Origin of the sequence: Caballeronia sp. ATUFL_F1_KS39, assembly GCF_023630985.1 — a bacterium.
Lineage (GTDB): Bacteria > Pseudomonadota > Gammaproteobacteria > Burkholderiales > Burkholderiaceae > Caballeronia > Caballeronia zhejiangensis.
Window position 1 is genome coordinate 1 of record NZ_JALQDZ010000022.1, and the last position, 26,914, is coordinate 26,914.

Here is a 26,914-nt window from a genome sequence, read left to right on the forward strand (position 1 = left end):
GAAGAACCAGCCGCACTCGCCATCAAGCGCCCACACTTATCGGCTGTTAGTTTTTAAAGAGCACATCGCAAGACAAGTCTTACTTCAACTTCCGTCTTGCGCCGCTGCATCAGCAGCAGAGAAACGAAATTATGAAGAACGCTTCGGTTCGTGTCAACAAGTTTTTGAAACGTTTCTTATCGATTCGACCTACTCGTCTTCCCGACTCAAAGCAAACGGGTCGTGCGGACATCGCACGACCCGTCGACATAAGTCTTGGTGCCGGCTGCAGGACTCGAACCCGCCACCTGATGATTACAAATCAACTGCTCTACCAGATGAGCTAAGCCGGCGAAGCACGGAATTCTACTTCATTTAACGACTTTGAGGTGAGACCTCGCAGGCGATTTCGAATCGTCATCCGCTGCAGTTTGCGCATCCTCTTTCGGCGCGGTGTCTGCGGGTTCCTCGATCTGCCGCGTATCGCGCTCGGCCGATCGCGCGCCCACGGGAGCGCTCGTCAAATCCGAGCCGGAATGCGACTGCTCGACCGGGAACGCCATCCCCTGTCCGTTCTCGCGTGCGTAGATAGCGAGCACGTTCGCGACCTGCACTTCGATCTTGTGTGACTTGCCGGAGAAACGCGCGCTGAACTCGATCCACTCGTTGCCCATCTGCAACTGGCTCGTCGCCTCGAAACTGATGTTCAACACGATCTCGTCGTTGCGGACGAACTGGCGCGGCACGCGCGTAGCCGCATCGACCCGAACGGCGATGTGAGGCGTAAAACCATTGTCCGTGCACCATTCGTACAGTGCGCGCAACAAATACGGCTTGGTGGAAATCTCTTGCATCAACTTTCCTCTGTCGGAATGCGGCCGCGCAACGCGCGCCGCCGCGTCCCAACGCACTCAAACTATCGACGCATCACCTTTTCGGAAGGCGTCAGCGCTTCAATATAGGCCGGACGGCTGAAAATCCGCTCGGCGTACTTCATCAACGGTGCTGCGTTCTTCGACAGTTCGATGCCGTAGTGATCCAGACGCCACAGCAGCGGCGCAATCGCGACGTCGAGCATCGAGAACTCCTCTCCCAGCATGTACTTGTTCTTCAGGAAGATCGGGGCGAGCTGCGTGAGGCGATCGCGGATCGCGCTGCGCGCCTTCTCGTGATTCTTCTCGGCGGCCTTGCCCTTTTCGTTTTCCAGCGTGCCGACGTGAACGAACAGTTCCTTTTCGAAGTTCAGCAGGAACAGGCGTGCGCGGGCGCGCTGCACCGGATCGGCCGGCATGAGTTGCGGATGCGGGAAACGCTCGTCGATATATTCGTTAATGATATTCGACTCGTACAGGATCAGGTCGCGCTCGACGAGGATCGGGACCTGTCCGTAAGGGTTCATCACCGCGATGTCTTCCGGCTTGTTGAACAGGTCAACGTCGCGAATCTCGAAATCCATGCCCTTTTCGAACAACACCAGCCGGCAGCGCTGGGAGAAGGGGCAAGTAGTGCCGGAATACAGAACCATCATGTTTTTAAAGTTCCTTCAGTAAACTCGAAGGGCCGGCCGCGGCGTTTCCTCGCGGAAAACGCCGTCGCGCCGACCCACGCCTTCGAAGGCGCGCTATTTGATATCTTTCCAGTATGCCGCGTTCAGGCGCCACGCGAGGAAGCTCAAGAACGCCAGGAACAGCAAAACCCAGACGCCGAGCCGCTTGCGCGTCTGCTGCGCGGGTTCCGCCATCCACGACATGTACGAAACGAGATCGGCCACAGTTGAATCATAATCCACGGACGACATGGCACCAGGTGTAACCTGAGTGTAACCGACGAATCTTCGTACCTTTTCGCCCGTCTTTTCGTCCGTATCGGTCTCGAATTTCGCGTCCCGGACGCCTTGGAGCGTCCAAAGCACGTGCGGCATGCCGACGTTTTCGTAGACGCGATTATTCCAGCCGGTCGGCCGCGTCGGATCGTGATAGAAACTCCGCAGGTACGTGTAGAGCCAGTCCCTGCCGCGCGCCCGCGCTTCGACGGACAGATCCGGCGGCGACGCACCGAACCACGCTTTCGCATCTTCCGGGCGCATCGCGATCGACATCGTGTTGCCGACCTTGTCCGTAGTAAAGAGCAGATTCTCTCGAATCTGCTTCTCGCTGATGCCGATATCGGTCAGCCGGTTGTACCGCATCAACGTCGCGCTGTGGCAATTCAGGCAGTAGTTTACAAAAACTTGTGCGCCGTGCTGCAAGGACGCGAGATTGTCCGAACTGTCGGGCGCCCGATCGAGCACCGCTTCTTCCTGCGCGAACGCCGGCGGTGCGCAGAACGAGAGCATCGCCGCACCGATCATCGCTATTGTAGAGAGCCATTTTTTCATCGTATTCGTCTCCGGACGTGCGCTCAGTGAGGTTTGTAGTGCACTCGCTCAGGCGGCGTCTTGAATTTGCCGCGCGGCGTCCAGAAAGGCATGCCGAGGAAGAACGCGAAGTAGATCAGCGCGCAGATCTGCGCGATCAGCGTCGCGGCCGGCGATGGCGGTCGCGTGCCCAGGAAGCCGAGCATCAGGAACGCGAACACGAATATCGCGTAGAAGACCTTGTGAAAGAGCGGCCGATAGCGAATCGACTTCACCGGACTGCGGTCCAGCCAGGGCAGGAAGAACAGCGACACGACCGCCGTGCCCATCACGACGACGCCCCAGAACTTCGATTCCGTCAGCGCCATGAAAACCAGCACCACCGCGGCGAGCACCGGCAGGCCGAGCTTCCATTTCCCGCGCGCCTTGACGAGCGCGAGCACGCCGAGCAGCGCGATCACGATCATCAGCACGATCTTGAACGGATCGGTCGTCGCGCGAAGCATCGCGTAGAACGCGGTGAAGTACCACACCGGCGCGATTTCCGGCGGCGTCTGCAACGGATTGGCCGGCACGAAGTTGTTGGCTTCGAGGAAATAGCCGCCCATTTCCGGCGCGAAAAAGATGATCGCCGCGAAGATCAGCAGGAACACGCACACGCCCATGAAGTCGTGCACCGAGTAGTACGGATGAAACGGAATGCCGTCGAGCGGAATGCCGTTCGCGTCCTTCTTCGCCTTGATCTCGACGCCGTCCGGATTATTCGAGCCGACTTCGTGCAGCGCGACGAGGTGCGCGACCACGAGTCCGATCAGCACAAGCGGAATCGCGATGACATGGAACGCGAAGAAGCGGTTCAGCGTGACATCGGAAACGACGTAATCGCCGCGAATCCACAGCGACAGATCCGGACCGATGAACGGAATCGCCGAGAACAGGTTGACGATCACCTGCGCGCCCCAGAACGACATCTGCCCCCACGGCAGCAGATAGCCGAAGAACGCTTCGGCCATGAGGCACAGGAAGATCGCGCAACCGAAGATCCACACGAGTTCGCGCGGCTTGCGATACGACCCGTACATCAGCCCGCGGAACATGTGCAGATACACGACGACGAAGAACATCGACGCGCCCGTCGAATGCATGTAGCGAATGAGCCAGCCCCACGGCACCTCGCGCATGATGTACTCGACCGAGGCGAACGCGAGCGTCGCATCGGGCTTGTAGTTCATCGTGAGGAAAATACCGGTGACGATCTGATTCACCAGCACCAGCAACGCGAGCGAGCCGAAGAAGTACCAGAAGTTGAAGTTCTTCGGCGCGTAATACTCGGATACGTGTTTCTTCCAGGTCGAGGTCAGTGGAAACCGGCGATCGATCCAACCGGTCAGGCCCGTTGTCTCTACTTCCTTGTCTGCGGTCGCCATTTACGCCTCTCCCTTTTCGTCCTTGCCGATCACGAGTTGCGTCGCGGAAGTGAACATGAACGGTGGAATGTCCAGGTTCTGCGGCGCGGGCTTGTTCTTGAAGACGCGGCCGGCCATGTCATAGGTCGAGCCGTGGCACGGGCAAAGGAAGCCGCCCGGCCAGTTATCGGGGAGATTGGGTTGGGGACCCTCGGTGAAACGCGGCGTCGGCGTGCAGCCCAGATGCGTGCACACGGCAACCGCCACGAAAATGTTCTTGTGATCCGCGCGCGAACGATACTCGTTGTTGCAGTACTCCGGCAACGGCATCGAGAATTCCATCTTCGACTTCGGGTCGGCTACTTCGTTGTCGGCCTTCTTGACGTCGGCCAGCATTTCGTCGGTGCGATTCACGATCCACACCGGCTTGCCGCGCCAGGCGACGGTCATCATGTCGCCCGGCTTCAGTCCGCTGATATCGACCTCGACTGGCGCGCCCGCCGCCTTGGCCTTCTCCGATGGAGCAAACGAACCTACAAAGGGAACTACGGTTGCCACTGCTCCGAAACCACCTGCTGCGGTCGTCGCAATCAGCCAGGTACGGCGGCCGCCGTCGACGCGTTTTTCATCCTTGTCTCGCATCACACGCCCCACTTCTGAGTTGGATTTATACCGTCACATCAGTTGTTCCGCCGTTAGTGTGCGCGAATGGAGTTGGCATTTACAAGGGCTGACTAGCAAAAATCACTCGAAGTGATTGATGCTTCAGGGTTTTCCCCACGTTTTTCGCGCAACATCGTGAAGCGTTCATTTAAGGCAACCGCAAGCGCAGATAATCGCGCCCACAGCTTAATCGGTCATTAAACCGGATTATCGATATCGATAAAAAGATGCTCGATATCGAATTGCTCGGACAGATGCGCGCCCACGGCCTGCACGCCATAGCGCTCCGTCGCGTGATGCCCGGCCGCGATGTACGCCACGCCCGATTCCGCCGCGATATGCATGGTTTGCTCCGAGACTTCGCCGCTCAGATACACGTCCGCGCCCGCCGCGATGGCCTCTTCGAAGTAACCTTGTGCGCCGCCCGTGCACCACGCCACGCGGCGCAATTCCTTGTCTGTGTCGCCGAACACGAGCGGCTTCCTGCCGAGCGCGTTCTCGACCATCGCGCTGAAGTGCTCGAGCGGGAGCGGCATGCCGAGCGTCGCGATCCAGCCGAGATCCTGATTCGCGAAGCGCGCGTCCGCGATCAGTCCGAGGCGTGCGCCGATCTGCGCGTTGTTGCCGAGTTCCGGATGCGAGTCGAGCGGAAGATGATAGGCGAAGAGATTGATGTCGTTGGCAATCAGCGTGCGCAATCTTCGATGCTTGCGCCCGGTGATCTGCGGCGCCTCATTGCGCCAGAAGTAGCCGTGATGCACGAGCACCGTGTCCGCGCCCCACTCCAGCGCGGCTTCGAGAAAGGCTTGCGAGGCGGTCACGCCGGTTGCGATCTTCTGCACGCGGCGCGCGCCTTCAACCTGCAGACCGTTCGGGCAATAGTCCTTGAAGCGGCCGATTTCCAGCAGATTGTTCAGATACAATTCGAGTTCGATCCGATCCATGAATTCCTCTATCCCTTCAAATGCTTAGACGCTTCTGGCTATTTTTTGCCCAAGCGGTCACCGTGCTTTTGGCCCTGATGTTCATCATCGCGACCTTGAAGCCGCAGTGGCTTCAACGTCAGGGTCAATTCGGCAAGCAGCTTGCCGAGCCGATCGTCGCGTTGCAGGAAGTGGCGCCGAGCATCGGCTCGCGCCCCGTTCAGTCGTCCTTTTCGGAAGGCGCGCAAAAGGCGATGCCGGCCGTCGTGAACGTGTTCTCCAGCAAGGACGGCAATCTGCCGCCCGACCCGCGCGCGAAAGACCCGCTGTTCCGCTACTTCTTCGGCGACAAGAACAAGCGCAAGAGCGACGAGCCGCCCGCGTCGAATCTCGGCTCCGGTGTCATCGTCAGCTCGGAAGGTTACATTCTAACGAACCAGCATGTCGTCGACGGGGCGGATCAAATCGAAGTCGCGCTCGCCGATGGTCGCACGTCCAGCGCGAAAGTGATCGGCGTCGATCCGGAAACCGACCTCGCCGTGCTGAAGATCAACATGACCAACCTGCCGACCATCACGCTCGGGCGAATGGATCAGACGCGCGTCGGCGATGTCGTGCTCGCGATCGGCAATCCGTTCGGCGTCGGCCAGACGGTCACGATGGGCATCGTCAGCGCGCTCGGGCGCAATCACCTCGGCATCAACACGTTCGAGAACTTCATCCAGACCGACGCCGCCATCAACCCCGGCAATTCGGGCGGTGCGCTGGTCGACGTGAACGGCAACCTGCTGGGCATCAACACGGCGATCTATTCGCGCAGCGGCGGCTCGCTCGGCATCGGCTTCGCGATTCCCGTGTCGACCGCGCGCAGCGTGCTGGAAAGCATCATCACGACGGGCAGCGTGACGCGCGGCTGGATCGGCGTCGAACCGCAGGACGTGACGCCGGAGATCGCCGAATCGTTCGGGCTGGATCAGAAGTCCGGCGCGATTGTCGCGGGCGTGCTGCAGGGCGGCCCGGCGGACAAGGCGGGCATCAAGCCGGGCGATATCCTCGTGTCGATCAACGACGACACGATCACCGACACGACGCGCCTGCTCAACGTCGTCGCGCAGATCAAGCCGGGCACGTCGGTGAAGGTCCATCTGATGCGCAAGAACAAGGAACTGGATCTCAACGTGATGATCGGCAAGCGCCCCGCGCCGCCGCGCGCACCGCAAATGCCGGATGACGATCAAGGCGATCAGGGCGACGAGTAAAACGCGACGTCCGTAAAACGAAAAGGCAGCTTCGATGGCTCGAAGCTGCCTTTTTCTTATCTCGAACACTCGCTCTGGCGCGACAATACGCCGCACCTTACTCCGCCGCCGGCTCCTCGTTCTTGACCTGTTCCTTGCCGACGACGAGCCGCGCCGCGATGATCCCCGCTTCATAAAGAATGACGAGGGGAATCGCGAGAATGAGTTGCGAGAAAACGTCGGGCGGCGTGACGACCGCGGAAATGATGAACGCGCCGACGATCACGTAAGGACGAATCTGCTTGAGCTTTTGAATCGACACGACGCCCATGCGCGCAAGCAGCACGACGACGATCGGCACCTCGAACGTCACGCCGAACGCGATGAACATCGTCAGCACGAAGCTCAGGTAATTGTCGATATCCGTGGTCATCTCCGCGCCGAGCGGCGCGTTGTAGTGCGCCATCACGCGGAAGATGGTCGGGAACACGACGAAGTACGCGAACGCCATGCCGCACAGAAAAAGCGTATAGCTGCTGAAAACGAGCGGCCCGACGAGCTTCTTTTCATGCTGATACAAACCCGGCGCGACGAACGCCCAGACCTGATACAGCACGAAGGGCAGCGCGATCACGAAGGCGACGAGCATCGTGACTTTCATCGGCACGAAGAACGAGCCGGTGACGTCCGTGACGATCATCTTGCCGTCCGCGGGCAGGTTCTGCATCAGCGGACGCGCCAGCAGCTTGAAGATGTCCGGCGCCCAATACACAAGCGCGATGAACACGACGATGACCGATGCGCCCGCGCGGATGATGCGGTCGCGCAATTCGACCAGATGCGAAATGAACGTCTCTTCGACGGGCTCTTCTTTAGTGTGTTGCGGGTCGCTCACGCCGGCCCTCGGTAGAAATCATCGATGAAGGAATCGCGGCACGCTCAGAAGAACTTCGTCTGCCGGCGCAGGGTGGCGGGCGTGTGGCGAGCGACGCGCGCCGCGCCCGATTGAACCCGCGTGCGACGCGAGGTCGTGCGCTTGTACCAGTTGGGAATCGCCGCCTGCTTCACGCGCCAGTTCTTGCGCCGGGTCGACGTCGATGAAGACGTAGCGGCCCAGGGCTTGTCCGACGCGGCGCTGTCCGCTGAATCAGCGCCGCCAGCGATGCTCGGCGCGACCGACGTGCCGTCTTTCCAGGCATCGTTCAGCTCGGATTCGTGGCGCTTCAACGTGTCGTGAATCGTCGATTCGACATTCGACGCCGCGTTTTCGAACTCGGTCCGCATTTTCTTCAGCTCATCGAGTTCCATCTCGCGCGCGACTTCCGATTTGACGTCGTTGATATAGCGCTGCGCGCGCCCGAAGAGCGCCCCCGCCGTACGTGCGACGCCGGGCAGGCGCTCCGGCCCGAGGACCACCAGCGCCACGACGCCGATGACCGCCATTTTGGTCAGACCGAGATCGAGCATTGAACGAAAAGTGGAGAGTTACCGTCGGCAGACGGATCAGCGATAGTCGCCCGAGCGCGACTTGTCTTTCGCCTCGACGTCCACGGCGCCGTTACGCGGCAGTTCGCGCTGATCGGCCGAATTCGCCGGCGTGTCGCCCTCGCGCATGCCTTCCTTGAAGCCCTTCACCGCGCCGCCCAGATCGCCGCCGATATTGCGCAGCTTCTTCGTGCCGAACACGAGCGCTACGATCAGCAGAACGATCAACCAATGCCAAATGCTTAACGAACCCATGAATGAAAACTCTCCGTGATTCCGCCCCGATTTGGGTACCGATGACGGAAGATCGGCCTGGCGGCCCCGGCCGAGGCACGTCGCCTCGGCTCAACTATCGATTTTGCTCGCCCAATATTTCATTGGAAAGGAGAATGCAAACAAAGATTGCAGCATTACCCCATTCGGCGCCACGGGCGCTCGCCGGCCAGCAAATGCGCGTGGATGTGATACACCTCTTGCCCGCCGCCCGGACCGGTATTGATTACCGTTCGAAAGCCGGTGTCGCCTCCCGTGTAGGAGACACCCAGATCTTTCGCCAACCGTCCGACGAGACTCACCATTCTACCAAGTAGCGGACTGTCACTTTCTGTGCAGTGGGAAAGTGTTTCAATATGTTTGCGCGGAATGACCAGCACGTGCACCGGCGCGGCAGGATTGATGTCGTTGAAGGCGACGAACTCATCGTCCTCATAGACCTTCGTGCTCGGCAGTTGCCCGGAAGCGATCTTGCAGAAAATGCAGTTGTCTTGACTCATTGAGTTGCCGGATTTCGTTGACGGATGTGATCAAAACCACGCGCGCGGTTCGATCGGCTTGTTCTCGTAGAGAAACAGCCAGCCTTTGATGATGCGATAAAGCGTCCAGATGCTGACCGCACCGAGAATCAGAAAGCCGATGCCGATCCAGATCGTCGCGAAACCGATCACGTGGCCCAGCACCGCCCACCAGAAGGTGCGGATCTGCCAGGTGAAGTGATCTTCGTACGGCGTGCCCGCCGCATCGCCGCGCTTGATGTAGTTGAGGATGATCGCGACCAGTCCCGTGAGACCGCCGGTCAGCCAATAGACGGCGTACAAGCCGTACAGAACATGCGTGAACGTGCGCATGTTGCGCAGGCGTTCGGGATCGTTCGCGTTCTGAACGACGGGCGGCGGATAGGGTTCATATTGCCGGTTCATTCGTGCCCTCCTTCGCTGATGCCAGACGCTCGTCAGCCGCCGTTCTGCTCACGCTCGCGCGACTTGCGCAGCGCCTTTTCCTCGATTCCCGACAGACCTTCGCGACGTTCCAGTTCCGCGACCACGTCGGCGGGGCTCAGATCGAAATGGGACAGCATGACGAGACAATGAAACCACAGATCGGCGACTTCGCCGACGAGCGCCTTCGGCGCGCCGCCATGACGGGCGTCCTTCGCGGCAAGCACGACTTCCGTCGCTTCCTCGCCGATCTTCTTCAGGACCGCATCGTCGCCCTTGTGAAAGAGTCGGGAAACGTAGGATTGTTCCGGATCGCCGCCCTTGCGACTGTCGATGACCGAGGCGAGGCGCAGCAGCGTGTCCAGCGTATTGGCTTGCGTCATTTGTAGATGCTTTCTGGGTCTTTCAGGACCGGCTCGACGGCGACCCACTCGCCGTTCTCCGCCGTGCCTTCGAATTTCTGGAAAAAACAGGAATGGCGGCCGGTGTGGCACGCGATGCCCGAAACCTGCTCGACCTTGAGCAGCACCACGTCTTCGTCGCAATCGAGGCGCACGTCGTGAACGTGCTGAACGTGGCCCGACTCTTCTCCCTTGAACCACAGGCGCTGCCGCGAGCGCGAGAAATACACCGCGCGCTTCAGTTCGATGGTCTTTGCGAGCGCCTCGCGATTCATCCACGCGAACATGAGCACGTCGTTGGTCGATGCTTCCTGCGCGATCACCGGCACGAGGCCGTTCGCGTCCCACTTGACTTTGTCGAGCCAGATCATCTGATCGCTCACGGTTTCAAGTCCTCACCGAAATGCCGTGATCGGCCATGAAGCGCTTCGCTTCGCCGACGGTGTGCTCGCCGTAGTGGAAGATGCTCGCGGCAAGCACCGCGTCCGCGTGACCTTCGACGATGCCATCCGCCAGATGCTGCAACGATCCGACGCCGCCCGACGCGATCACCGGCACCGGCACCGCGTCCGACACGGCGCGCGTCAACGCGAGATCGAAGCCGGCTTTGGTGCCGTCACGATCCATGCTGGTGAGCAGGATTTCGCCCGCGCCGAATTCGGCCATCTTGCGCGCCCATTCGATCGCGTCGATGCCCGTCGCCTTGCGGCCGCCGTGCGTAAAGACTTCCCAGCGCGGCGTTTCGCCTTCGGCCGACACGCGTTTCGCATCGATCGCGACGACGATGCACTGCGAGCCGTGCTTGTCCGACGCGTCGCGCACGAGTTGCGGATTCGCGACCGCCGACGAATTCATGCTGATCTTGTCCGCGCCCGCGTTGAGCAGACGCCGCACGTCTTCGACCGCGCGCACGCCGCCGCCGACCGTCAGCGGAATGAACACCTGCGACGCCACCGATTCGATGATCGGCAGAATGAGATCGCGTTGATCGGAAGTCGCGGTGATATCGAGGAACGTGAGTTCGTCGGCGCCCTGATCGTCGTAACGCCGCGCGATTTCGACGGGATCGCCCGCGTCGCGCAGTTCGACGAAATTGACGCCCTTCACGACGCGGCCGGCGGTCACGTCGAGACAGGGAATGATGCGTTTTGCGAGAGCCATGTTCTTGCCACTTACGGAGTAAGGGCGGCGCCGCGGCCGCCCGGAGTGCTGCTCAGATGTGCTCGCGCTCGGGCGTATCAGGCGCCGTCGGCCTCGCGCAGCGCGTCGGCGCGGGTCTGGGCGGCCTTGAAATCGAGATCGCCGGAGTAGATCGCGCGGCCGCAGATCACGCCTTCGATGCCTTCGTCCTCGACTTCGCAGAGCGATTCGATGTCCGCGATGCTCGACAGCCCGCCGCTCGCAATCACCGGAATCTTCACCGCCCGCGCGAGACGCACCGTCGCTTCGAGGTTGAGGCCCTGAAGCATGCCGTCGCGACCGATGTCCGTGTAGATGATCGATTCGCAGCCGTAGTCTTCGAACTTGCGGCCGAGATCGACGACCTCGTGACCGGTGAGCTTGCTCCAGCCGTCCGTCGCGACCTTGCCGTCCTTCGCGTCCAGCCCGACGATGATGTGTCCCCCGAACGCGCTGCACGCGTCCTGCAGGAAGCCCGGATTCTTCACCGCCGCCGTGCCGATGATGATGTACGACAGGCCGTCGTCCAGATAGCGCTCGATGGTTTCCAGATCGCGGATGCCGCCGCCCAACTGCACGGGAATCTCGCTGCCGACTTCATCGAGGATCGCGCGGATCGCGTCGCCGTTTCTGGGCTTGCCGGCGAACGCGCCGTTCAGATCGACCAGATGCAATCGCCGTGCGCCGCGATCGACCCAATGTCGGGCCATGGCCGCCGGATCCTCTGAAAAAATGGTCGCCTGGTCCATATCGCCCTGCTTGAGGCGCACGCACTGACCGTCCTTAAGATCGATGGCCGGAATGAGCAGCATAGGTATCGCGTATTTTCTGGGTGAAGTTGATCAAAACGGCGCGCGTGCGGTCTTTCGTGCCTGTGCCGCGGGCCGTCTCGCTAGTGTAGTACAAGTCTTGCAACGGTCATGCGCCCGTAGTAATAGGCGAAAACGCTAGCGGGCACGGTATTTCACGGGTTCCAGTGCACGAAATTGCGATAGAGACGCAATCCTGCGTCCGCGCTCTTTTCGGGGTGGAATTGGGTCGCGAAGATATTGTCGCGCGCAACCGCCGACGTGAACGCGCTGCCGTACACGGTTTCGCCGGATGTGTGAGCCGGATTGTCCGGCACCACGTAGTAGCTGTGGACGAAGTAGAAGAACGCGCCGTCCGCGACGCCGTCCCAGACCGGATGCGCCTGTGTCTGACGCACGCGATTCCAGCCCATTTGCGGCACCTTGAAGCGCGAGCCGTCGTCCTGCAGCAGACCGTCGAGCTGGAAGCGCACGACCTTGCCGGGCAGAAGACCGAGGCCCTTCGTGTCGCCTTCCTCGCTCCAGTCGAAGAGCATCTGCTCGCCGACGCACACGCCGAGCATCGGCTTTTCGCGCGCCGCCTGCATCACCGCTTCCTGCAAACCGGATTCGGCGAGATGCCCCATGCAGTCGCGCATCGCGCCCTGGCCCGGCAGCACGACGCGATCCGCCGCGTGAATGCCTTGCGGCTGATCGACGATCGCCACGTTCGCTTCGGGTGCAGCCTTCTTCAGCGCCTGGTAGACCGAGCGCAGGTTGCCCATTCCGTAATCAACAATCGCAATCGAAGTATTCATTTCAAAGATGGCATCAAGGCCTTCAACCCGTCGACGATGAACTCCACCGCCAATGCGGACAACATCAAACCCATGAGACGCGTGCCGATGTTGATTCCCGTGCGCCCGACGACGCGCGCGATCGGCTCGGCGAGATTCAGCGCGCCGAAGCACAGCCCCGCGATGATCGCGCCCAGCACGACGAGCCCGAAGCGGTCGTACCAGTGTTGCGCATTCGCAGCATAGACGATCACCGTGCTGATCGAGCCGGGACCGGTGAGCAGCGGAATCGCGAGCGGCACGACCGCGATGCTATTGCGCTCCTCGGCTTCCATGCGTTCTTCCGGCGTCGAACGCGCATTGCCGACCTGCGCGTTCAACATGCTGATCGCCATGAGCAGCATGATGATGCCGCCGCCCACTTCGAACGACCCGACCGAAATCCCGAAGAACGCGATGATCTGCTGGCCGAGCAGCGCCGTCACCGCGATCACGCAGAAGACTGAAATCGAAGCGACGCGAATCGTGTTGCGTCTTTCGAGATCGGATTGCTGCGAGGTCAGGCTGAGAAAAAACGGTATCGCGCCGATCGGGTTGATCAGCGCGAGCAATGAGATAAACGACTTGAACAAATCCATCTTTTTTCCGGCGCAGCAACGCGCCGAACCGGTCAGTCGGCTTAGAGACTGCCTTTGGTGGACGGAATCTGCCCCGCCGCGCGCTCGTCGACTTCGCACGCCATGCGCAGCGCGCGGCCGAACGCCTTGAACACGGTTTCGACCTGATGATGCGCGTTGATGCCGCGCAGGTTGTCGATATGCAGCGTCACGCCGGCGTGATTCACGAATCCGCGGAAGAATTCGATGGTCAGATCGACGTCGAACGTGCCGATGCGCGCGCGCGTGAACGGCACATGGAACTCGAGCCCCGGACGCCCCGAAAAATCGATGACGACGCGCGACAGCGCTTCGTCGAGCGGTACGTACGAATGCCCGTAACGGCGAATGCCCTTGCGGTCGCCGATGGCCTTCGCGATGGCCATTCCGAGCGTGATGCCGGTGTCTTCTACCGTATGGTGATCGTCGATATGGAGGTCGCCATGCGCTTCGATGTCGAGATCGATGAGCCCGTGACGGGCAATCTGGTCGAGCATGTGATCGAGGAACGGGACGCCGGTGGCGAGCTTCTGCTTGCCGGTGCCGTCCAGATCGAGCTTCACACGGATCTGCGTTTCGCTGGTGTTGCGAACGACTTCCGCAATACGCATGGTGATTCCTTGAGACTTAATCGAGAGTGGGGAGCTTCTTGAGCGCGGCGACCATTTGCGCGTTTTCTTCGGCAGAGCCGACCGTCAAACGCACGCAGTTAGCCAGCAATGGGTGCATTTTACCCACGTTTTTTACCAAAACCCGCGAAGTCAGAAGGGTTTCGAAAGCAACGGCGGCGTCCGGAACGCGCACGAGCAGGAAATTGCCCGCGCTCGGGAATACCGTCATGCCGGGCAGCGCCGCCACTTCGCGTGCGAGTTTCGTGCGTTGCGCGCGCAGTTCGGCCGCTTGAGCGTCGAGCACGTCGACGTGATCGAGCAGGAAATCGGCCGTGGCCTGCGTCAGCACGTTGATGTTGTACGGCGGGCGCACTTTGTCGAACTGCGTGATCCACGAGGGCCGGCCCGCCATGTAGCCGAGACGGATGCCCGCGAGCCCGAGCTTCGAGACAGTCCGCATCACGACGACGTTGTCGAACTCCGCCGCGCGCGGCATCCAGCTTTTTTCGGCGAACGGCTGATACGCCTCGTCGATCACGACGAGACTCTTCTTCGACGCGGCGATCACGCGTTCGATGTCGGCGTCGTCGTAGAGCGTGCCGGTCGGGTTGTTCGGATACGCCAGATAGACGAGCGCCGGCGCGTGCTCATCGATGGCGGCGACGAGCGCGTCGGCGTCGAGCGTGAAGTCGGCCTTCAGCGGCACACCGATGAACTCGAGATGCGCGAATTTCGCCGACATTTCGTACATCACGAAGCCCGGCACCGGCGCGACGACCTTCGCGCCCGGCTTCGAGCACGCGACCGACATCATGCTGATGAGCTCGTCCGAACCGTTGCCGAGCAGCACGTCGCAGGCGTCGGGCACGTTCATCGTGCGCTTGATCTTGGCGAGCAATTCCGCCGGACGCGGCGCGGGATAACGGTTCAGCGCGACGCCCGCGAGATGCTCGCCCAATGCTTTGGCGAGGTCGACGGGCAGCGTGTAGGGATTTTCCATCGCGTCGAGCTTGATGAGGCCCGTGGCATCGGGCACGGGATAGCTCGTCATCGCGAGGACGTCGGGTCGGATGATGTCTTGTGATGTCGTCATGTTTTCCCGGCGTCTCTCTCGCCGGTTCGGGTGGCGGCTCTCAGGCCGCCTCGTTCATTCGGGCCGGTTTTCGCTTCAGCCGACTTTTTTCATCCGGTATTCGGCGCTCTTCGCGTGCGCCTGCAGGCCTTCGCCGTACGCCAGTTCCGCCGCGATTTCGCCGAGCGTCTGCGCGCCGTCCGCGCTCACTTCGATCACGCTCGAACGCTTCATGAAGTCGTAGACGCCGAGCGGCGACGAGAAGCGCGCGGTGCGCGACGTCGGCAATACGTGGTTCGGGCCCGCGCAGTAATCGCCGAGGCTTTCGCTCGTGTAGCGGCCGAGGAACATCGCGCCTGCGTTGTGAATTTGCGCGGCCCACTGATGCGGATCGAGCGCGGAAATCTCAAGATGCTCCGGCGCGATATCGTTGGCGATCGCGCACGCCTCGGCCATGTCCTTCACCTTGATGAGCGCGCCGCGATCTTCGAGCGAGCGCTGGATGACGTCGCGACGCGGCATCGCCGGCAGCAGCTCGACGATCGCGTCTTCCACGCGCTGGATGAAGTCGTCGTCCGGGCACAGCAGAATGGATTGCGCGAGCTCGTCGTGCTCGGCCTGCGAGAAGAGGTCCATCGCGACCCAGCGCGGATCGGTGGTGGCGTCGCAGATCACGAGAATTTCGGACGGCCCCGCGATCATGTCGATGCCGACCGTACCGAACACGCGCCGCTTCGCCGACGCGACATACGCGTTACCCGGACCGCAAATCTTGTCGACGGCAGGCACGCTTTGCGTGCCGTACGCGAGCGCGGCCACCGCTTGCGCGCCGCCGATCGTGAACACGCGATCCACGCCGCCGAGCAGCGCCGCCGCGAGCACCAGCGGATTTTTCACGCCATCGGGCGTCGGCACGACCATCACGATTTCCTTCACGCCCGCCACGCGCGCCGGAATCGCGTTCATCAGCACGGACGACGGATACGCCGCCTTGCCGCCCGGCACATAGATGCCCGCGCGATCGAGCGGCGTGACCTTCTGGCCGAGCACGGTGCCGTCGGCTTCGGTGTAGTGCCAGCTATGGCTGCCGCATTCGATGCGCTGCTTCTCGTGATAGCCGCGCACGCGCGCCGCCGCCGCTTCGAGCGCCGCGCGGCGCTTCGGTCCGAGCCCTTCGAGCGCGGCTTCCATCTCCGAGAGCGGCAGTTCGAGCGCCGCGACGCTGTCCGCCTTCAGACGATCGAACTTGTTGGTGTATTCGAGCACGGCTTCGTCGCCGCGCGCCTTCACGTCCGCGAGAATCTGCGCGACCGAGCGCTCGATCGCCTCATCCTCGCTCGCTTCGAACGCGAGGACCGCACGCAGCGCCTTCTGGAAACCGTCGGCGCTGGAATCGAGTTTGCGAATCTTGATAGACATGCTGGTTTTCCGTTTTGCTGTTGGCGCGCCGCGTCGTGCGGCCCGCCTAATTTCCCTTGCTGACCGTCGCGCGCTCGAACGCGTCGAGGAACGGCTTGAGCGCCGCGCGCTTCAGCTTCAGCGCCGCCTGATTCACGACGAGGCGCGAGGAAATCTGCATGATCTCTTCGACTTCGACGAGATTGTTCGCCCGCAGCGTGCCGCCCGAGCTGACCAGATCGACGATCGCATCGGCCAGGCCGACGAGCGGCGCGAGTTCCATCGATCCGTACAGCTTGATCAGATCGACGTGCACGCCCTTCGCCGCGAAATGCTGACGCGCGGTCTCCGTGTACTTCGTCGCGACCTTCAGACGCGCGCCCTGGCGCACCGCGCTCGCATAGTCGAACCCGTTCTTCACGGCCACCGACATACGGCAGCGCGCGATATCGAGATCGACCGGCTGATACAGGCCGCTGCCGCCGTGCTCGATCAGCACGTCCTTACCCGCGACGCCGAAATCGGCCGCGCCGTACTCGACGTAAGTCGGCACATCGGTCGCGCGCACGATGATCACGCGCAGATTCGGATTCGTCGTCGGAAGGATCAGTTTGCGCGAGCTTTCCGGATCTTCGGCCACCTGCACGCCCGCGGCGGCGAGCAGCGGCAGCGTCTCCTCGAAGATACGCCCTTTCGACAACGCGAGCGTGAGGGTCGCGCTCGGCTGCACCGACGACGACGTCTGCGGCAGCGAACTCATTGCTCGCTCCCGCTGCCCTTGATGCGGCGCACGTTCGCGCCGACCGCCGTCAGCTTCGATTCCATGCGGTCGTAGCCGCGATCCAGATGGTAGATGCGGTCGATCAGCGTTTCGCCGTCCGCGCACATCGCCGCGATCACGAGACTCGCCGACGCGCGCAGATCGGTCGCCATGACCTTCGCGCCGGACAGCTTCTCGACGCCGGCGATGAGCGCCGTGTTGCCGTCGATGGTGATGCTCGCGCCCAGACGATTCAGCTCCTGAACGTGCATGAAGCGGTTCTCGAAGATCGTCTCGACGACTTGCGACGTGCCCTTCGCGATCGTGTTGAGCGCCATGAACTGCGCCTGCATGTCGGTCGGGAACGCCGGGTATTCGGACGTGCGGATATTCACCGCTTCGGCGCGCTTGCCCATACGCACGCGCATCCAGTCGTCGCCTTCCTCGATCGTCACGCCGGCTTCGCGCAGCTTCGCCGTCACGGCGTCGAGCAGATGCGAGCTCACGCGACGCAGCGTGACGTCGCCGCCCGCGGCCGCGACCGCGCACAGGAACGTGCCCGCTTCAATGCGGTCCGGCACGACGTCGTGCTTCGCGCCGTGCAGCTTGTCGACGCCCTGAATCACGAGACGGTCGGTGCCGATGCCGTCGATCTTCGCGCCCATCTTCACGAGCAGATGCGCGAGGTCGCTCACTTCGGGTTCGCGCGCGGCGTTCTCGATGACCGTCTCGCCGTCGGCCAGCACCGCCGCCATTAGCAGGTTCTCGGTGCCGGTGACGGTGATCATGTCGGTGATGATGCGCGCGCCCTTCAGACGCTTCGCGCGCGCTTCGATGAAGCCGTGCTCGATGTTGATCTCGGCGCCCATCGCCTGCAGGCCCTTGATGTGCTGATCGACCGGACGCGCGCCGATCGCGCAGCCGCCGGGCAGCGACACCTTCGCTTCGCCGAAGCGCGCGACGAGCGGACCGAGCACGAGAATCGACGCGCGCATCGTCTTGACCATTTCGTACGGCGCGACGAGCTTGTCGACCTTCGACGCGTTGAGGTTCACGCGCCCGTCGCCGGACACTTCGGACTGTACGCCCATCTGGCGCAACAGCTTGACCATCGTGCGAACGTCCTGAAGATTCGGCACGTTCGACAGATGGACGTCGTCGGCGGTGAGAAGGCTTGCGCAAAGAATCGGCAGCGCCGCGTTCTTCGCACCCGAAACGGTGATTTCGCCGGAGAGCTTCGCGCCTCCCGTGATGACCAGTTTATCCATGGCTTGTCCTTCGACCGAGCTGCCTGCGGTGCCCTTTTCAGCGCCGCCGTTGTCTTGAATGAATCGCACTCTTTACTGCCTTTGTCTTTCCGGTGATGCCGGTGTTACGTGTGTTGAGTCGTATGACCTGATTTGGCTTCGCCGGGTGGACTCAGGCCGATTTCCACTCGTCGGGGGTCAGGGTCTTCATGCTGAGTGCATGAATCTCCTGTTTCATGCGCTCGCCGAGCGCCGCATAAACCAGTTGATGACGCGCGATCAGCCGCTTGCCGACGAACGCGTCGCTCACGATGGTCGCGAAAAAATGCTGGCCGTCGCCCTCCACTTCCAAATGCTGGCAAGCGAGGCCTTTGGCGATGTAATCCTTCACCTGCTCCGGAGTCGGCAACATGGTGGAAGTCTCCTTGAGAATTAGTGACGCAGCTTGTAGCCGCTCGCGAGCAGTCGCACGGCGATCAACGCCAGCAGGGCCAAAAATCCGCCGACGATGCCGAGGCTCATCAACGGATTCACGTCGGACAGGCCGAAGAAGCCATAGCGAAAGCCGTCGATCATGTAGAAAAACGGGTTCAGATGCGACACCGCGCGCCACACGGGCGGCAGCGTATGTGTCGAGTAGAACACGCCTGAAAGAAACGTGAGCGGCATGATGAGGAAGTTCTGGAACGCGGCCAGCTGGTCGAACTTGTCGGCCCAGATGCCCGCGATCAGACCCAGCGTGCCGAGAATGCCCGAACCGAGGATCGCGAACGCAATGATGTAGAGCGGCGCGGAAAACGACATCGGGATGAACCATATCGTCACGACGAACACGCCGAAGCCGACGCACAGGCCGCGCACGACCGACGCCAGCACATACGCAAAGAACATCTCCCAATGCGCGATCGGCGGCAGCAGCACGAACACCAGATTGCCGGTGATCTTCGACTGGATCAGCGACGACGAACTGTTCGCGAACGCGTTCTGCAGCACGCTCATCATCACGAGGCCGGGCACGAGAAAACTCGTATAACCGACGCCGGGATACACCTCGACGCGGCCGGAAAGCGCATGACCGAAGATCGTCAGGTACAGAAGCGCCGTCACGATCGGCGCGAGGACCGTCTGAAACGAAACCTTCCAGAAGCGCAGCAGCTCCTTGTAGAACAACGTCTGGAAGCCGCTCATGAAAGTCCCTCGACCACTTCCGGCTCGTTCATCACCTGCACGAACACGTCTTCCAGATCCGCCTTGCGCACTTCGATTTCATCGAACGTGCAGCCGGCCGCGCGGCATTTCGCGAGAATCGGCTCGACGTCGTCATAGCTCGCGAGACGCAGCAGATGTTGCGCGCCCATCACCGCGTGCGGATCGACTTCGAGCGCGCGCAAGTCCGCCGGCAACGCGCCGTTCGACAGACGCAGATACAGTTGCATGCCTGAAAAGCGCTGCAGCAGCGTGCTCGTGCGTTCGAGGGCGACGACTTCGCCGCGACGAAGCATCGCGAGCCGATGACACAGCGACTCGGCTTCTTCGAGATAGTGCGTCGTCAGGACGATCGTGTGGCCCTCGCGATTCAGGCGCGAGATGAATTTCCAGAGTGTCTGACGCAGTTCGACATCGACGCCGGCGGTGGGCTCGTCGAGCACGATCACCGGCGGCCGATGCACGAGCGCCTGCGCCACGAGCACGCGGCGCTTCATCCCGCCGGAGAGGGCGCGCGTGTTGACGTCGGCTTTCTCGGTGAGATCGAGATTGGCCATGACCTCGTCGATCCAGTCGTCGTTGTTGCGCAAGCCGAAATAGCCCGACTGGATGCGCAACGACTCGCGCACGGTGAAGAACGGATCGAACACCAGTTCCTGCGGCACGACGCCGAGCGCACGGCGCGCGGCCCGGAAGTCGCTGACGACATCGTGGCCACGCACGGAGATCGTGCCGCTATCGGCGCGCGCCAGACCGGCCAGAATGCTGATCAACGTGGTTTTGCCCGCACCGTTGGGGCCGAGCAAGCCGAAGAACTCGCCCTCTTCCACCGTGAGGCTCACGCCTTTGAGCGCCTGGAGATCCTTGTAGCGCTTCCTGACGTTTCGGATTTCTATGGCTGACATGGACAGTGCGCGCGCCTCGTGCGGCCGCGCCTCGATTGTGCGGACTTTCGACTGACGTTCCCTTCCTCAGACAAAAAGGGCCGGGAGCGGCTGCGAAAAAAACGTTTGATTATAGGGCAAAGCCGTTGGAGCCGACTTCGGAGCGATCCTGATTGCGGCGACGCAGCGCCGCCGCTTCTGCGCGGAGTCAGAACAGGATCAATGTCGGAACGAGAGGAGCGTATCGACGCCATAGGCTCGCGCAAGACTGACGAGCCCGGAAGGAAGATTGACGACGCCGAGCGCGGCGCCGCGCGCGGTGGCTGCGCGCTGCCATGCGAGCAGCACGGCGAGCGCGGAAGAATCGAACTGCGTGAGCGGCGCGCAATCGACTTCGGTCGCGCCCGCAGCGATGCGCGACAGACCCGCTTCGAGCGCGGCCTTCGCGCTCTCGTGGGTCAGCGTCGCGGCCGTCTGAAAACGGCCGCCTGTGGCTGGCGTGCTCACGATGCCTTGCCGCTCGCGAGTTGCTCGTTACGCTGCGTCAGGAACTGCAGCAAGCCGCTCACGCCATTGCGCGAAATCTGCTCGTTGAATTGCTGCTGATACGCCTGGATCAGCCACGCGCCGAGCACGTTGATGTCGTACACGCGCCAGCCTTGCGCCGTCTTGTACAGGCGATAGTCGAGCTCGACCGGCGAGCCGTTGTTCATCACGACCGAGCGGACCACGACGTCGGTGTCGTCCGGATTGGCGCGGAACGGCTTGTATTGAACCGTCTGGTCGCGCACTTGCGCGAGCGCGCCGGAATACGTGCGGATCAGGAGCATCTTGAACTGCTCGACGATCTGCTTCTGCTGTTCGGGCGTCGCCGAATTCCAGTTGCGGCCCATCACGAGACGCGTCGTGCGCGTGAAATCCGTGTACGGCAGGATCTTTTGATTGACGAGCTCGGTGATCTTGTTGATGTCGCCCGAGCGGATCTTCGAGTCCGACTTGATTTCGTCGAGGACTTGTTGCGTGACCGTCTTGATCATCGTGTCGGGCGAGCTCGTATCGACGCTTTGCGCCGACGCTGTGCCACAAAACGCGACGAACATCGCGAAGATGGGGAGAAGCAAGAATTTTTTCATCACGGACCCTGCAAAAGTAGATGCTCCGGTTTGAGCGCGCCGCCCGATTCGAGTTCAGGCGACGCGGCATCCAAAGCGTAAGAAATATCGTTAGATATGTTACCGCGCGTTAGCGACAGGCCGCTCAACGCAAGCGGAATGAAGGGAAACCCGGCGGCGCGCGCGGCGGAACATACTGGTTGCCCGGCACGGTGTTGGCGCTACCACTCGCCGGTGCGGGTGCCGCCGCCGTACCCGAAGCCGCCGATGCGGCCGCGGCAGGCGCCGCCGTCGCCGATGCGCCTTCCGTGCCTTCATCGCCGTAATTCGGCAGCGGCGCTTCGCCGTAGTCCGGCATGCTGCCGTCGCCGCCCGAAATCAGATACTGACGACGCTGCAAGTATGCGTTTCGGACGAACGAATACTTGTCGAGCGCGGCATCGGCGAGCACGTCGGTCGCCCCCAGAAGATTCGCGCGCACGTTGACGAGGTTCACGCCATAGAGCGCCCAGCTCACCGAATCCGGGCTCACGTAGGTGAGCGGATTGCCGAAATAGTCGACCACGAGTCCGGCGGAATCTCGCACCGTGCTCGGCCCGAGCAGCGGCAGCACCACGTACGGACCGGACGGCACGCCATAGTGGCCGAGCGTCAGCCCGAAATCGCCGGAATGCTTCGGCAGCCGCGCGATGGTCGCGACGTCGAACAGGCCGCCGACGCCGAACAGCGTGTTGATCGCGACGCGCATGATGTCCGACACGCCGTCCGCAATTTTCAGTTGCGCCAGATTGTTCGCGGCGATGTACACGTCGCCGATATTCGAGAAGAAGTTGGTCACGCTGTTGCGCACCGGCTCCGGTACGAGCCACACGTAACCCTTCGCCACCGGCTTCACCGCGTACTGATCAACAGTGTCGTTGATCGTGAACATCGTCCGGTTATAGCTCTCGAATGGGTCCCCTTTGGTCGGCGTCGTCACCGTCGCGCAACCGGTGAGCGCAACGACGCCCGCCACCATGATTGCGCGCCGCATCCCAATCGCCTGCATGTTCTTCTCCTTATTGAGCGGCGCCCGATGCGGCGCTCGCACCTGCCGCGCCCGCCGCACCCGATGCGCCCATCGCGCTCGCCGCGCCCGGGAAAGCCGGCGCGGGTGCGGGCTCGGGCACAGCCGGCGCCCCCGACGATTTCGAGGCGCCCGAATCCGCCGCCTTGTTGTAGAGGAACTGGCCGATCAGGTTTTCGAGCACCACGGCCGATTGCGTCATCGTGATGGTGTCGCCGTTCTTGAGCATCTGATCGTCGCCGCCCGGCTCGAGGCCGATGTATTGCTCGCCGAGCAAGCCGGAAGTCAGGATCTTCGCGGACGAATCCTTCGGAAACTGATACTGCTTGTCGATATCGATCGTGACCACGGCCTGATACGTGTTCGCATCGAAGCCGATGCTGCCGACGCGCCCGACCGTCACGCCCGCGCTCTTCACGGGCGCGCGCGCCTTCAGTCCGCCGATGTTGTCGAACTTCAGTTTCACCGCGTAGGTTTGCTGGAACGACAGGGAGCTCATGTTGCCCGCCTTCAGCGCGAGAAAGAGCAGCGCCACGAAACCGAGCACCACGAAGAGGCCGACCCAAAAGTCGAGAGCAGTCTTTTTCATCGTCTTCCCAAAGAGAATCTTTTCGCAGATGGCGCGTGACGGTCTGTGCCCTTCACAACGCCTGCGCCTCGTGCGGCGCCTGCGCTTGGTTCATTAGCTGAACATCAGTGCGGTGAGCAGGAAATCGAGCCCGAGCACGGCGAGCGACGCATATACGACCGTTTTCGTCGTCGCGCGCGACACGCCTTCGGGCGTTGGCCGTGCTTCGTAGCCCTGGAACAACGCGATGAACGTCACCGCGAAGCCGAACACGATGCTCTTGATGACGCCGTTCCCGACATCGCGCCACACGTCCACGCCGCCTTGCATCTGCGACCAGAACGCGCCCGGATCGACGCCGATCAGCATCACGCCGACGACGTAGCCGCCGATGATGCCGACCGCGCTGAAAATGGCCGCCAGCACCGGCATGGCGACGATGCCCGCCCACATGCGCGGCGCGACGACCACCTTGAGCGGATCGACCGCCATCATTTCCATTGCGGTGAGTTGCTCGCCGGCTTTCATCAAGCCGATTTCGGCGGTCAGCGACGTGCCCGCGCGCCCCGCGAACAGTAGCGCCGTGACGACCGGCCCGAGCTCGCGCACGAGCGAGAGCGCCACCAGAAGCCCGAGCGCCTGTTCCGAACCGTAGCGGCTCAGCGTGTAATAGCCCTGCAAGCCGAGCACGAAGCCGACGAACAAACCCGACACCGCGATGATGACGAGCGAATAATTGCCGACGAAGTGGATCTGTTTCGTGACGAGGCGCGGGCGGCGCAACAGCGGAAAAAATTCGACCACGAGGCGCAGGAACATGCGCGTTGCGTAGCCTGCGGTGCCGAAACCGTCGAGCACCCAGCGTCCGAGCGCGCTGATCATGCCTGCCCTCCGATGCCGAAATCTGCGGCGAGCGGCGTGCTCGCATAGTGGAACTTGAATGGGCCGTCGGGCGTGCCGTCGATGAACTGGCGCACGGTCGGATCCTGCGATGCGCGCAGTTGCGCCGGCGTGCCTTCGGCGTGAATGCCGCCGTTCGCGATGAAATACACGTAGTCCGCGATCGCGAAGGATTCCGGTACGTCGTGCGTAACGAGAATGGACGTTGCGCCGAGCGCGTCGTTGATCGTGCGGATGAGCTGCGCCGTGATGCCGAGCGAAATGGGATCGAGGCCGGCGAACGGCTCGTCGTACATCATCAACTGGGGATCGAGCGCGATTGCGCGGGCGAGCGCCACGCGGCGCGCCATGCCGCCCGAAATCTCCGACGGCGCGAGATCGCGCGCGCCGCGCAGGCCGACCGCGTTCAGCTTCATCAGCACGAGATCGCGGATCAGCGCTTCCGGAAGGTCCGTGTGTTCGCGCAGCGGGAACGCGACGTTCTCGAACACCGTCTGGTCGGTGAACAACGCGCCGAACTGGAACAGCATGCCCATCTTCCGGCGCAGCGCGTACAGACCGTCGCGCGTCTGGGCGCCGACGTCCTGTCCGTCGAACATGACTTTGCCGCGACTCGCCTTCACGAGACCGCCGACCAGACGCAAGGTCGTGGTTTTGCCGCAGCCTGAGCCGCCCATGACCGCGACCACCTGCCCACGCGTGAATCGCATGTTCAGGTTCGACAGGACGAGCCGGTCGCCGTAGCCGAAGTCGACGTCGCGTAGCTCTAGCAGAGTCTCGGAGAAAGCAGGCACTGGGTAAGAGATTCCGTTGGCGCAAGAGGCCGAATTATAGGGCCTGCGCGCAATCGGTGCTTTGCCTAGGCGTGTATCCCCTTGCTTTTGGGACTTTTCACCGTTGACCTGCGAACATTTTTTGCAGTGACAAAACCGCCGCGGCTGTGTCCGGTGCCTCGGTGACCGCGCGCACGACCGCCGCGCTGCGCACGCCGGTTTCCAGCACGCCCGGCATCGCCTTGGCGTCGATTCCACCAATGGCGACAAGCGGCACCCGGCCCGACAGCAGTTGCACGTAGCGCGACAGGCGCGCCAATCCTTGTGGCTTGGTCGGCATGACTTTCGTCGTGGTCGGGAAGACGGCGCCGAGCGCAAGGTAGCTCGGCTTGAAGTGCAGCGCGCGCAACATCTCGTAATAGCCGTGCGTCGACAGACCGAGCCGCACGCCGGCTTTCGCGATGGCGCTCAGGTCGGCCGTCTGCACGTCTTCCTGTCCGAGGTGCACGCCGTACGCGCCCGCCGCAATCGCCTCGCGCCAATGATCGTTGATGAAAACCTGTGCGTCATGCCGACGTCCCGCCTCGACCGAGCGCGAGATTTCGCGCTGCAAGTCGGCGGCGTCGGCGGTTTTGCGGCGCAGTTGCGTCGTGCGGACGCCGAGACCGAGCACGCGCTCGACCCAGTCGGCGCTCGGCAGCACCGGATACAGGCCGAGCCGATCGGGGCAGGCCGGGAATCCGCCTTCGGGCGCGGCGGGCAGATCGGCGACGCGCGGAAACGTCGCGAATTCGACGGGCCACGCGTCGTCCTTGTTCTCATCGCCCGCGCGCCAGGCGAGCGCGAGCGTCAGCGCGTCGTGCGGCTCGAAGTTGCAGTCGAGGAAAGCGGCGAGCGCGGACAGCCAATCATCCGACCATTCGCCTTCGAGCGCGAAACGCTCGTCGCCACGACGCAGCGTGACGCGATCGCCATGCGCTTCGAGGATTGCCGCGGCGCCGTTCGCGGCCACATCGTGCGGCTCGTTGAACACGATGATGTCGCTCGCCTGCGGCGATTCCGGCGCGGTCAGGCAGATGCGCCAGCGCGTTTCCGCCGTCGGCCATTCGCCGAGACGCGCGCGAATCCGCTCGGCGACTTCAGTCAGCTCGTCCGCCGGCGGCCAGAACACTTCACGATTCAACAAGCTCATGCCGCGCCTCCGTCCTGATGCCAGAACGGCATGCCGACGACCGGCGTGCTCGCCTGCGCGCTGTCGCGCTCGGCCATGGGGCCCGCGAGGAACGCGGTGCGCCCCGCTTCGACGCCGAGCGCGAACGCGCGCGCCATCTGCGGCGGGAAGGTTGCCTGCGAGACGGCCGTGTTGAGCAGCACGCCATCGAAGCCCCATTCCATCACCTGACACGCATGCGACGGCACGCCGAGACCGGCATCGACGATCAGCGGCACATCCGGCAGACGCTCGCGCAAGGTGCGCAGCCCGTATGGATTCGTCACGCCCTTGCCCGTGCCGATGGGCGCGCCCCACGGCATCAGCGCTTCGCAGCCGGCATCGAGCAGACGCCGGCCGATGACGAGATCTTCCGTGCAGTAAGGCAGCACCTTGAAGCCATCGCGGATCAGCTTGGCCGCCGCTTCGACGAGGCCGATCGGATCGGGCTGCAGCGTGTAGTCGTCGCCGATCAATTCCAGTTTGATCCACGGCGTCTCGAACACCTCGCGCGCCATGTGCGCGGTCGTGAGCACCTCGTCGACGCTCTGGCAGCCCGCCGTGTTCGGCAAAAGCGCGACGCCGTGGCGCTTGAGCACATCGAAGAAGCCGGCTTCCCCGGTCTCCGACTGACGGCGCAGCGCGACCGTGACCATGCCCGGCCGAGCGGCGTCGATGGAGTCGGAAAGCGATTGCAGCGACGGATAACGCGACGTGCCGAGCAGCACGCGGCTCGGAAACGTCTCGCCGTAGAGCGTGAGGACGTCGGCGGTGGAAATGGTCATGGTTCGATCCTTCGGTTCGGAGTTCAGCCGCCCGCGACGGGCGACACGACGTCGAGCTTGTCGCCGGCGGCGAGCGTTTTCGTGGCGTGTTCGCCGCGCGCGACGAACTGGCCGTTCAGCGCGACCGCGAACGGCGGTTTCGCGCCGAACGCGGCGAGCGCGTCGGTGACGGTGGTGGCGTCGGGCAAATCGAAGACGCGCTGATTGATGTGGATGTTCATGGTTGTTTCCTGATGA

35 protein-coding genes and 1 tRNA gene are annotated in these 26,914 nt (G+C 62.5%); 1 reads left to right on the plus strand and 35 read right to left on the minus strand.

The features are described from left to right. Window positions 1–256 precede the first annotated feature (256 nt). The 7 genes from NCR93_RS12220 to NCR93_RS12250 all read right to left on the minus strand — a co-directional run bounded on the left by NCR93_RS12220 (window position 257) and on the right by NCR93_RS12250 (window position 5,348). Window positions 257–332, minus strand: a tRNA-Thr gene (locus NCR93_RS12220). Between the two features lie 18 nt (window positions 333–350). Further along, window positions 351–833 (minus strand): ClpXP protease specificity-enhancing factor, encoded by a 483-nt coding sequence (locus tag NCR93_RS12225; RefSeq protein WP_008344157.1) that lies wholly within the window; start codon window positions 831–833, stop codon window positions 351–353. 62 nt (window positions 834–895) lie between these two features. Then, window positions 896–1,507 (minus strand): glutathione S-transferase N-terminal domain-containing protein, encoded by a 612-nt coding sequence (locus tag NCR93_RS12230; protein ID WP_008344155.1) that lies wholly within the window; start codon window positions 1,505–1,507, stop codon window positions 896–898. Window positions 1,508–1,600: 93 nt separating this feature from the next. After that, on the minus strand, window positions 1,601–2,356 hold the full coding sequence (locus NCR93_RS12235) for a cytochrome c1 (RefSeq protein ID WP_008344153.1): 756 nt from the start codon (window positions 2,354–2,356) through the stop codon (window positions 1,601–1,603). Window positions 2,357–2,379: 23 nt separating this feature from the next. After that, window positions 2,380–3,762, minus strand: coding sequence for a cytochrome b (locus NCR93_RS12240; protein ID WP_008344152.1), 1,383 nt, complete (start codon window positions 3,760–3,762; stop codon window positions 2,380–2,382). Further along, window positions 3,763–4,383, minus strand: coding sequence for a ubiquinol-cytochrome c reductase iron-sulfur subunit (gene petA / locus NCR93_RS12245; RefSeq protein ID WP_008344151.1), 621 nt, complete (start codon window positions 4,381–4,383; stop codon window positions 3,763–3,765). 218 nt (window positions 4,384–4,601) lie between these two features. Further along, on the minus strand, window positions 4,602–5,348 hold the full coding sequence (locus tag NCR93_RS12250) for a Nif3-like dinuclear metal center hexameric protein (RefSeq protein WP_008344150.1): 747 nt from the start codon (window positions 5,346–5,348) through the stop codon (window positions 4,602–4,604). 20 nt (window positions 5,349–5,368) lie between these two features. Between NCR93_RS12250 and NCR93_RS12255 the strand changes: the two genes are divergently transcribed. After that, window positions 5,369–6,586, plus strand: coding sequence for a S1C family serine protease (locus NCR93_RS12255; protein WP_008344149.1), 1,218 nt, complete (start codon window positions 5,369–5,371; stop codon window positions 6,584–6,586). Window positions 6,587–6,683: 97 nt separating this feature from the next. Here NCR93_RS12255 and tatC read toward each other — a convergent pair whose 3' ends face one another. The 28 genes from tatC to thiS form a co-directional block, all read right to left on the minus strand. Further along, a complete protein-coding gene (gene tatC / locus NCR93_RS12260; RefSeq protein ID WP_008344148.1) occupies window positions 6,684–7,460 on the minus strand; it encodes a twin-arginine translocase subunit TatC in 777 nt (258 codons plus the stop codon). Window positions 7,461–7,504: 44 nt separating this feature from the next. Then, a complete protein-coding gene (gene tatB, locus NCR93_RS12265; protein WP_008344147.1) occupies window positions 7,505–8,032 on the minus strand; it encodes a Sec-independent protein translocase protein TatB in 528 nt (175 codons plus the stop codon). Between the two features lie 36 nt (window positions 8,033–8,068). Further along, on the minus strand, window positions 8,069–8,305 hold the full coding sequence (tatA, locus tag NCR93_RS12270; protein ID WP_008344146.1) for a Sec-independent protein translocase subunit TatA: 237 nt from the start codon (window positions 8,303–8,305) through the stop codon (window positions 8,069–8,071). Between the two features lie 155 nt (window positions 8,306–8,460). Further along, window positions 8,461–8,823, minus strand: a complete 363-nt coding sequence (locus NCR93_RS12275) for a histidine triad nucleotide-binding protein (protein ID WP_008344145.1) — start codon at window positions 8,821–8,823, stop codon at window positions 8,461–8,463. A 30-nt stretch (window positions 8,824–8,853) separates the two neighbouring features. Then, window positions 8,854–9,246: a DUF4870 family protein gene (locus tag NCR93_RS12280; RefSeq protein ID WP_008344144.1), complete on the minus strand. Its 393-nt coding sequence runs from the start codon at window positions 9,244–9,246 to the stop codon at window positions 8,854–8,856. Window positions 9,247–9,278: 32 nt separating this feature from the next. Beyond that, complete coding sequence (locus NCR93_RS12285) at window positions 9,279–9,647, minus strand: phosphoribosyl-ATP diphosphatase (protein WP_008344143.1); 369 nt, start codon at window positions 9,645–9,647, stop codon at window positions 9,279–9,281. Beyond that, window positions 9,644–10,036 (minus strand): phosphoribosyl-AMP cyclohydrolase, encoded by a 393-nt coding sequence (gene hisI, locus NCR93_RS12290; RefSeq protein WP_174447750.1) that lies wholly within the window; start codon window positions 10,034–10,036, stop codon window positions 9,644–9,646. Before hisI ends, NCR93_RS12285 begins: the two co-directional genes overlap by 4 nt. Window positions 10,037–10,052: 16 nt before the next feature. Further along, the gene (hisF, locus tag NCR93_RS12295) at window positions 10,053–10,826 is read right to left on the minus strand and encodes an imidazole glycerol phosphate synthase subunit HisF (RefSeq protein ID WP_008344141.1); all 774 of its coding nucleotides are present in this window, start codon (window positions 10,824–10,826) and stop codon (window positions 10,053–10,055) included. Between the two features lie 77 nt (window positions 10,827–10,903). Next, window positions 10,904–11,656, minus strand: coding sequence for a 1-(5-phosphoribosyl)-5-[(5-phosphoribosylamino)methylideneamino]imidazole-4-carboxamide isomerase (gene hisA, locus NCR93_RS12300; protein ID WP_008344140.1), 753 nt, complete (start codon window positions 11,654–11,656; stop codon window positions 10,904–10,906). A gap of 152 nt (window positions 11,657–11,808) precedes the next feature. Next, window positions 11,809–12,450 carry an imidazole glycerol phosphate synthase subunit HisH gene (gene hisH / locus NCR93_RS12305; RefSeq protein ID WP_008344139.1) on the minus strand — a complete coding sequence of 214 codons (642 nt, stop codon included), beginning with the start codon at window positions 12,448–12,450 and terminating at the stop codon, window positions 11,809–11,811. Beyond that, the gene (locus tag NCR93_RS12310; RefSeq protein ID WP_008344137.1) at window positions 12,447–13,067 is read right to left on the minus strand and encodes a YchE family NAAT transporter; all 621 of its coding nucleotides are present in this window, start codon (window positions 13,065–13,067) and stop codon (window positions 12,447–12,449) included. Before NCR93_RS12310 ends, hisH begins: the two co-directional genes overlap by 4 nt. Before the next feature lie 41 nt (window positions 13,068–13,108). Continuing rightward, entirely contained in the window at window positions 13,109–13,696 is a 588-nt protein-coding gene (gene hisB / locus NCR93_RS12315) for an imidazoleglycerol-phosphate dehydratase HisB (protein ID WP_008344136.1), read from the minus strand. Window positions 13,697–13,712: 16 nt separating this feature from the next. Next, window positions 13,713–14,789: a histidinol-phosphate transaminase gene (gene hisC / locus NCR93_RS12320; protein WP_034473126.1), complete on the minus strand. Its 1,077-nt coding sequence runs from the start codon at window positions 14,787–14,789 to the stop codon at window positions 13,713–13,715. A gap of 75 nt (window positions 14,790–14,864) precedes the next feature. Then, window positions 14,865–16,187, minus strand: coding sequence for a histidinol dehydrogenase (gene hisD / locus NCR93_RS12325; RefSeq protein WP_034473125.1), 1,323 nt, complete (start codon window positions 16,185–16,187; stop codon window positions 14,865–14,867). 46 nt (window positions 16,188–16,233) lie between these two features. Beyond that, a complete protein-coding gene (gene hisG / locus NCR93_RS12330) occupies window positions 16,234–16,926 on the minus strand; it encodes an ATP phosphoribosyltransferase (protein WP_034473124.1) in 693 nt (230 codons plus the stop codon). Continuing rightward, the gene (murA, locus tag NCR93_RS12335) at window positions 16,923–18,194 is read right to left on the minus strand and encodes a UDP-N-acetylglucosamine 1-carboxyvinyltransferase (protein ID WP_008344128.1); all 1,272 of its coding nucleotides are present in this window, start codon (window positions 18,192–18,194) and stop codon (window positions 16,923–16,925) included. Before murA ends, hisG begins: the two co-directional genes overlap by 4 nt. Before the next feature lie 151 nt (window positions 18,195–18,345). Further along, window positions 18,346–18,585, minus strand: coding sequence for a BolA family protein (locus tag NCR93_RS12340; RefSeq protein WP_008344127.1), 240 nt, complete (start codon window positions 18,583–18,585; stop codon window positions 18,346–18,348). A gap of 20 nt (window positions 18,586–18,605) precedes the next feature. Continuing rightward, on the minus strand, window positions 18,606–19,361 hold the full coding sequence (locus NCR93_RS12345) for an ABC transporter permease (RefSeq protein WP_250478884.1): 756 nt from the start codon (window positions 19,359–19,361) through the stop codon (window positions 18,606–18,608). After that, window positions 19,358–20,284 (minus strand): ABC transporter ATP-binding protein, encoded by a 927-nt coding sequence (locus tag NCR93_RS12350; RefSeq protein WP_008344124.1) that lies wholly within the window; start codon window positions 20,282–20,284, stop codon window positions 19,358–19,360. The genes NCR93_RS12345 and NCR93_RS12350 overlap by 4 nt, the downstream gene beginning before the upstream one ends. A gap of 198 nt (window positions 20,285–20,482) precedes the next feature. Then, a complete protein-coding gene (locus tag NCR93_RS12355; protein WP_081851876.1) occupies window positions 20,483–20,770 on the minus strand; it encodes an STAS domain-containing protein in 288 nt (95 codons plus the stop codon). After that, window positions 20,767–21,396 carry an MlaC/ttg2D family ABC transporter substrate-binding protein gene (locus tag NCR93_RS12360; RefSeq protein WP_008344118.1) on the minus strand — a complete coding sequence of 210 codons (630 nt, stop codon included), beginning with the start codon at window positions 21,394–21,396 and terminating at the stop codon, window positions 20,767–20,769. Before NCR93_RS12360 ends, NCR93_RS12355 begins: the two co-directional genes overlap by 4 nt. A 124-nt stretch (window positions 21,397–21,520) precedes the next feature. Continuing rightward, window positions 21,521–22,423, minus strand: a complete 903-nt coding sequence (locus NCR93_RS12365) for an MlaA family lipoprotein (RefSeq protein ID WP_008344117.1) — start codon at window positions 22,421–22,423, stop codon at window positions 21,521–21,523. Between the two features lie 10 nt (window positions 22,424–22,433). Further along, entirely contained in the window at window positions 22,434–23,030 is a 597-nt protein-coding gene (gene mlaD / locus NCR93_RS12370) for an outer membrane lipid asymmetry maintenance protein MlaD (protein ID WP_008344116.1), read from the minus strand. A gap of 93 nt (window positions 23,031–23,123) precedes the next feature. Beyond that, window positions 23,124–23,891 carry a lipid asymmetry maintenance ABC transporter permease subunit MlaE gene (mlaE, locus tag NCR93_RS12375; protein ID WP_008344114.1) on the minus strand — a complete coding sequence of 256 codons (768 nt, stop codon included), beginning with the start codon at window positions 23,889–23,891 and terminating at the stop codon, window positions 23,124–23,126. After that, window positions 23,888–24,703, minus strand: a complete 816-nt coding sequence (locus tag NCR93_RS12380) for an ABC transporter ATP-binding protein (RefSeq protein WP_008344112.1) — start codon at window positions 24,701–24,703, stop codon at window positions 23,888–23,890. The genes mlaE and NCR93_RS12380 overlap by 4 nt, the downstream gene beginning before the upstream one ends. A gap of 97 nt (window positions 24,704–24,800) precedes the next feature. Continuing rightward, window positions 24,801–25,874: a thiamine phosphate synthase gene (thiE, locus tag NCR93_RS12385; protein WP_063936113.1), complete on the minus strand. Its 1,074-nt coding sequence runs from the start codon at window positions 25,872–25,874 to the stop codon at window positions 24,801–24,803. Further along, a complete protein-coding gene (locus NCR93_RS12390) occupies window positions 25,871–26,677 on the minus strand; it encodes a thiazole synthase (protein WP_008344109.1) in 807 nt (268 codons plus the stop codon). The genes thiE and NCR93_RS12390 overlap by 4 nt, the downstream gene beginning before the upstream one ends. 23 nt (window positions 26,678–26,700) lie before the next feature. Continuing rightward, a complete protein-coding gene (gene thiS, locus NCR93_RS12395; protein WP_008344107.1) occupies window positions 26,701–26,898 on the minus strand; it encodes a sulfur carrier protein ThiS in 198 nt (65 codons plus the stop codon). Window positions 26,899–26,914 lie beyond the last annotated feature (16 nt).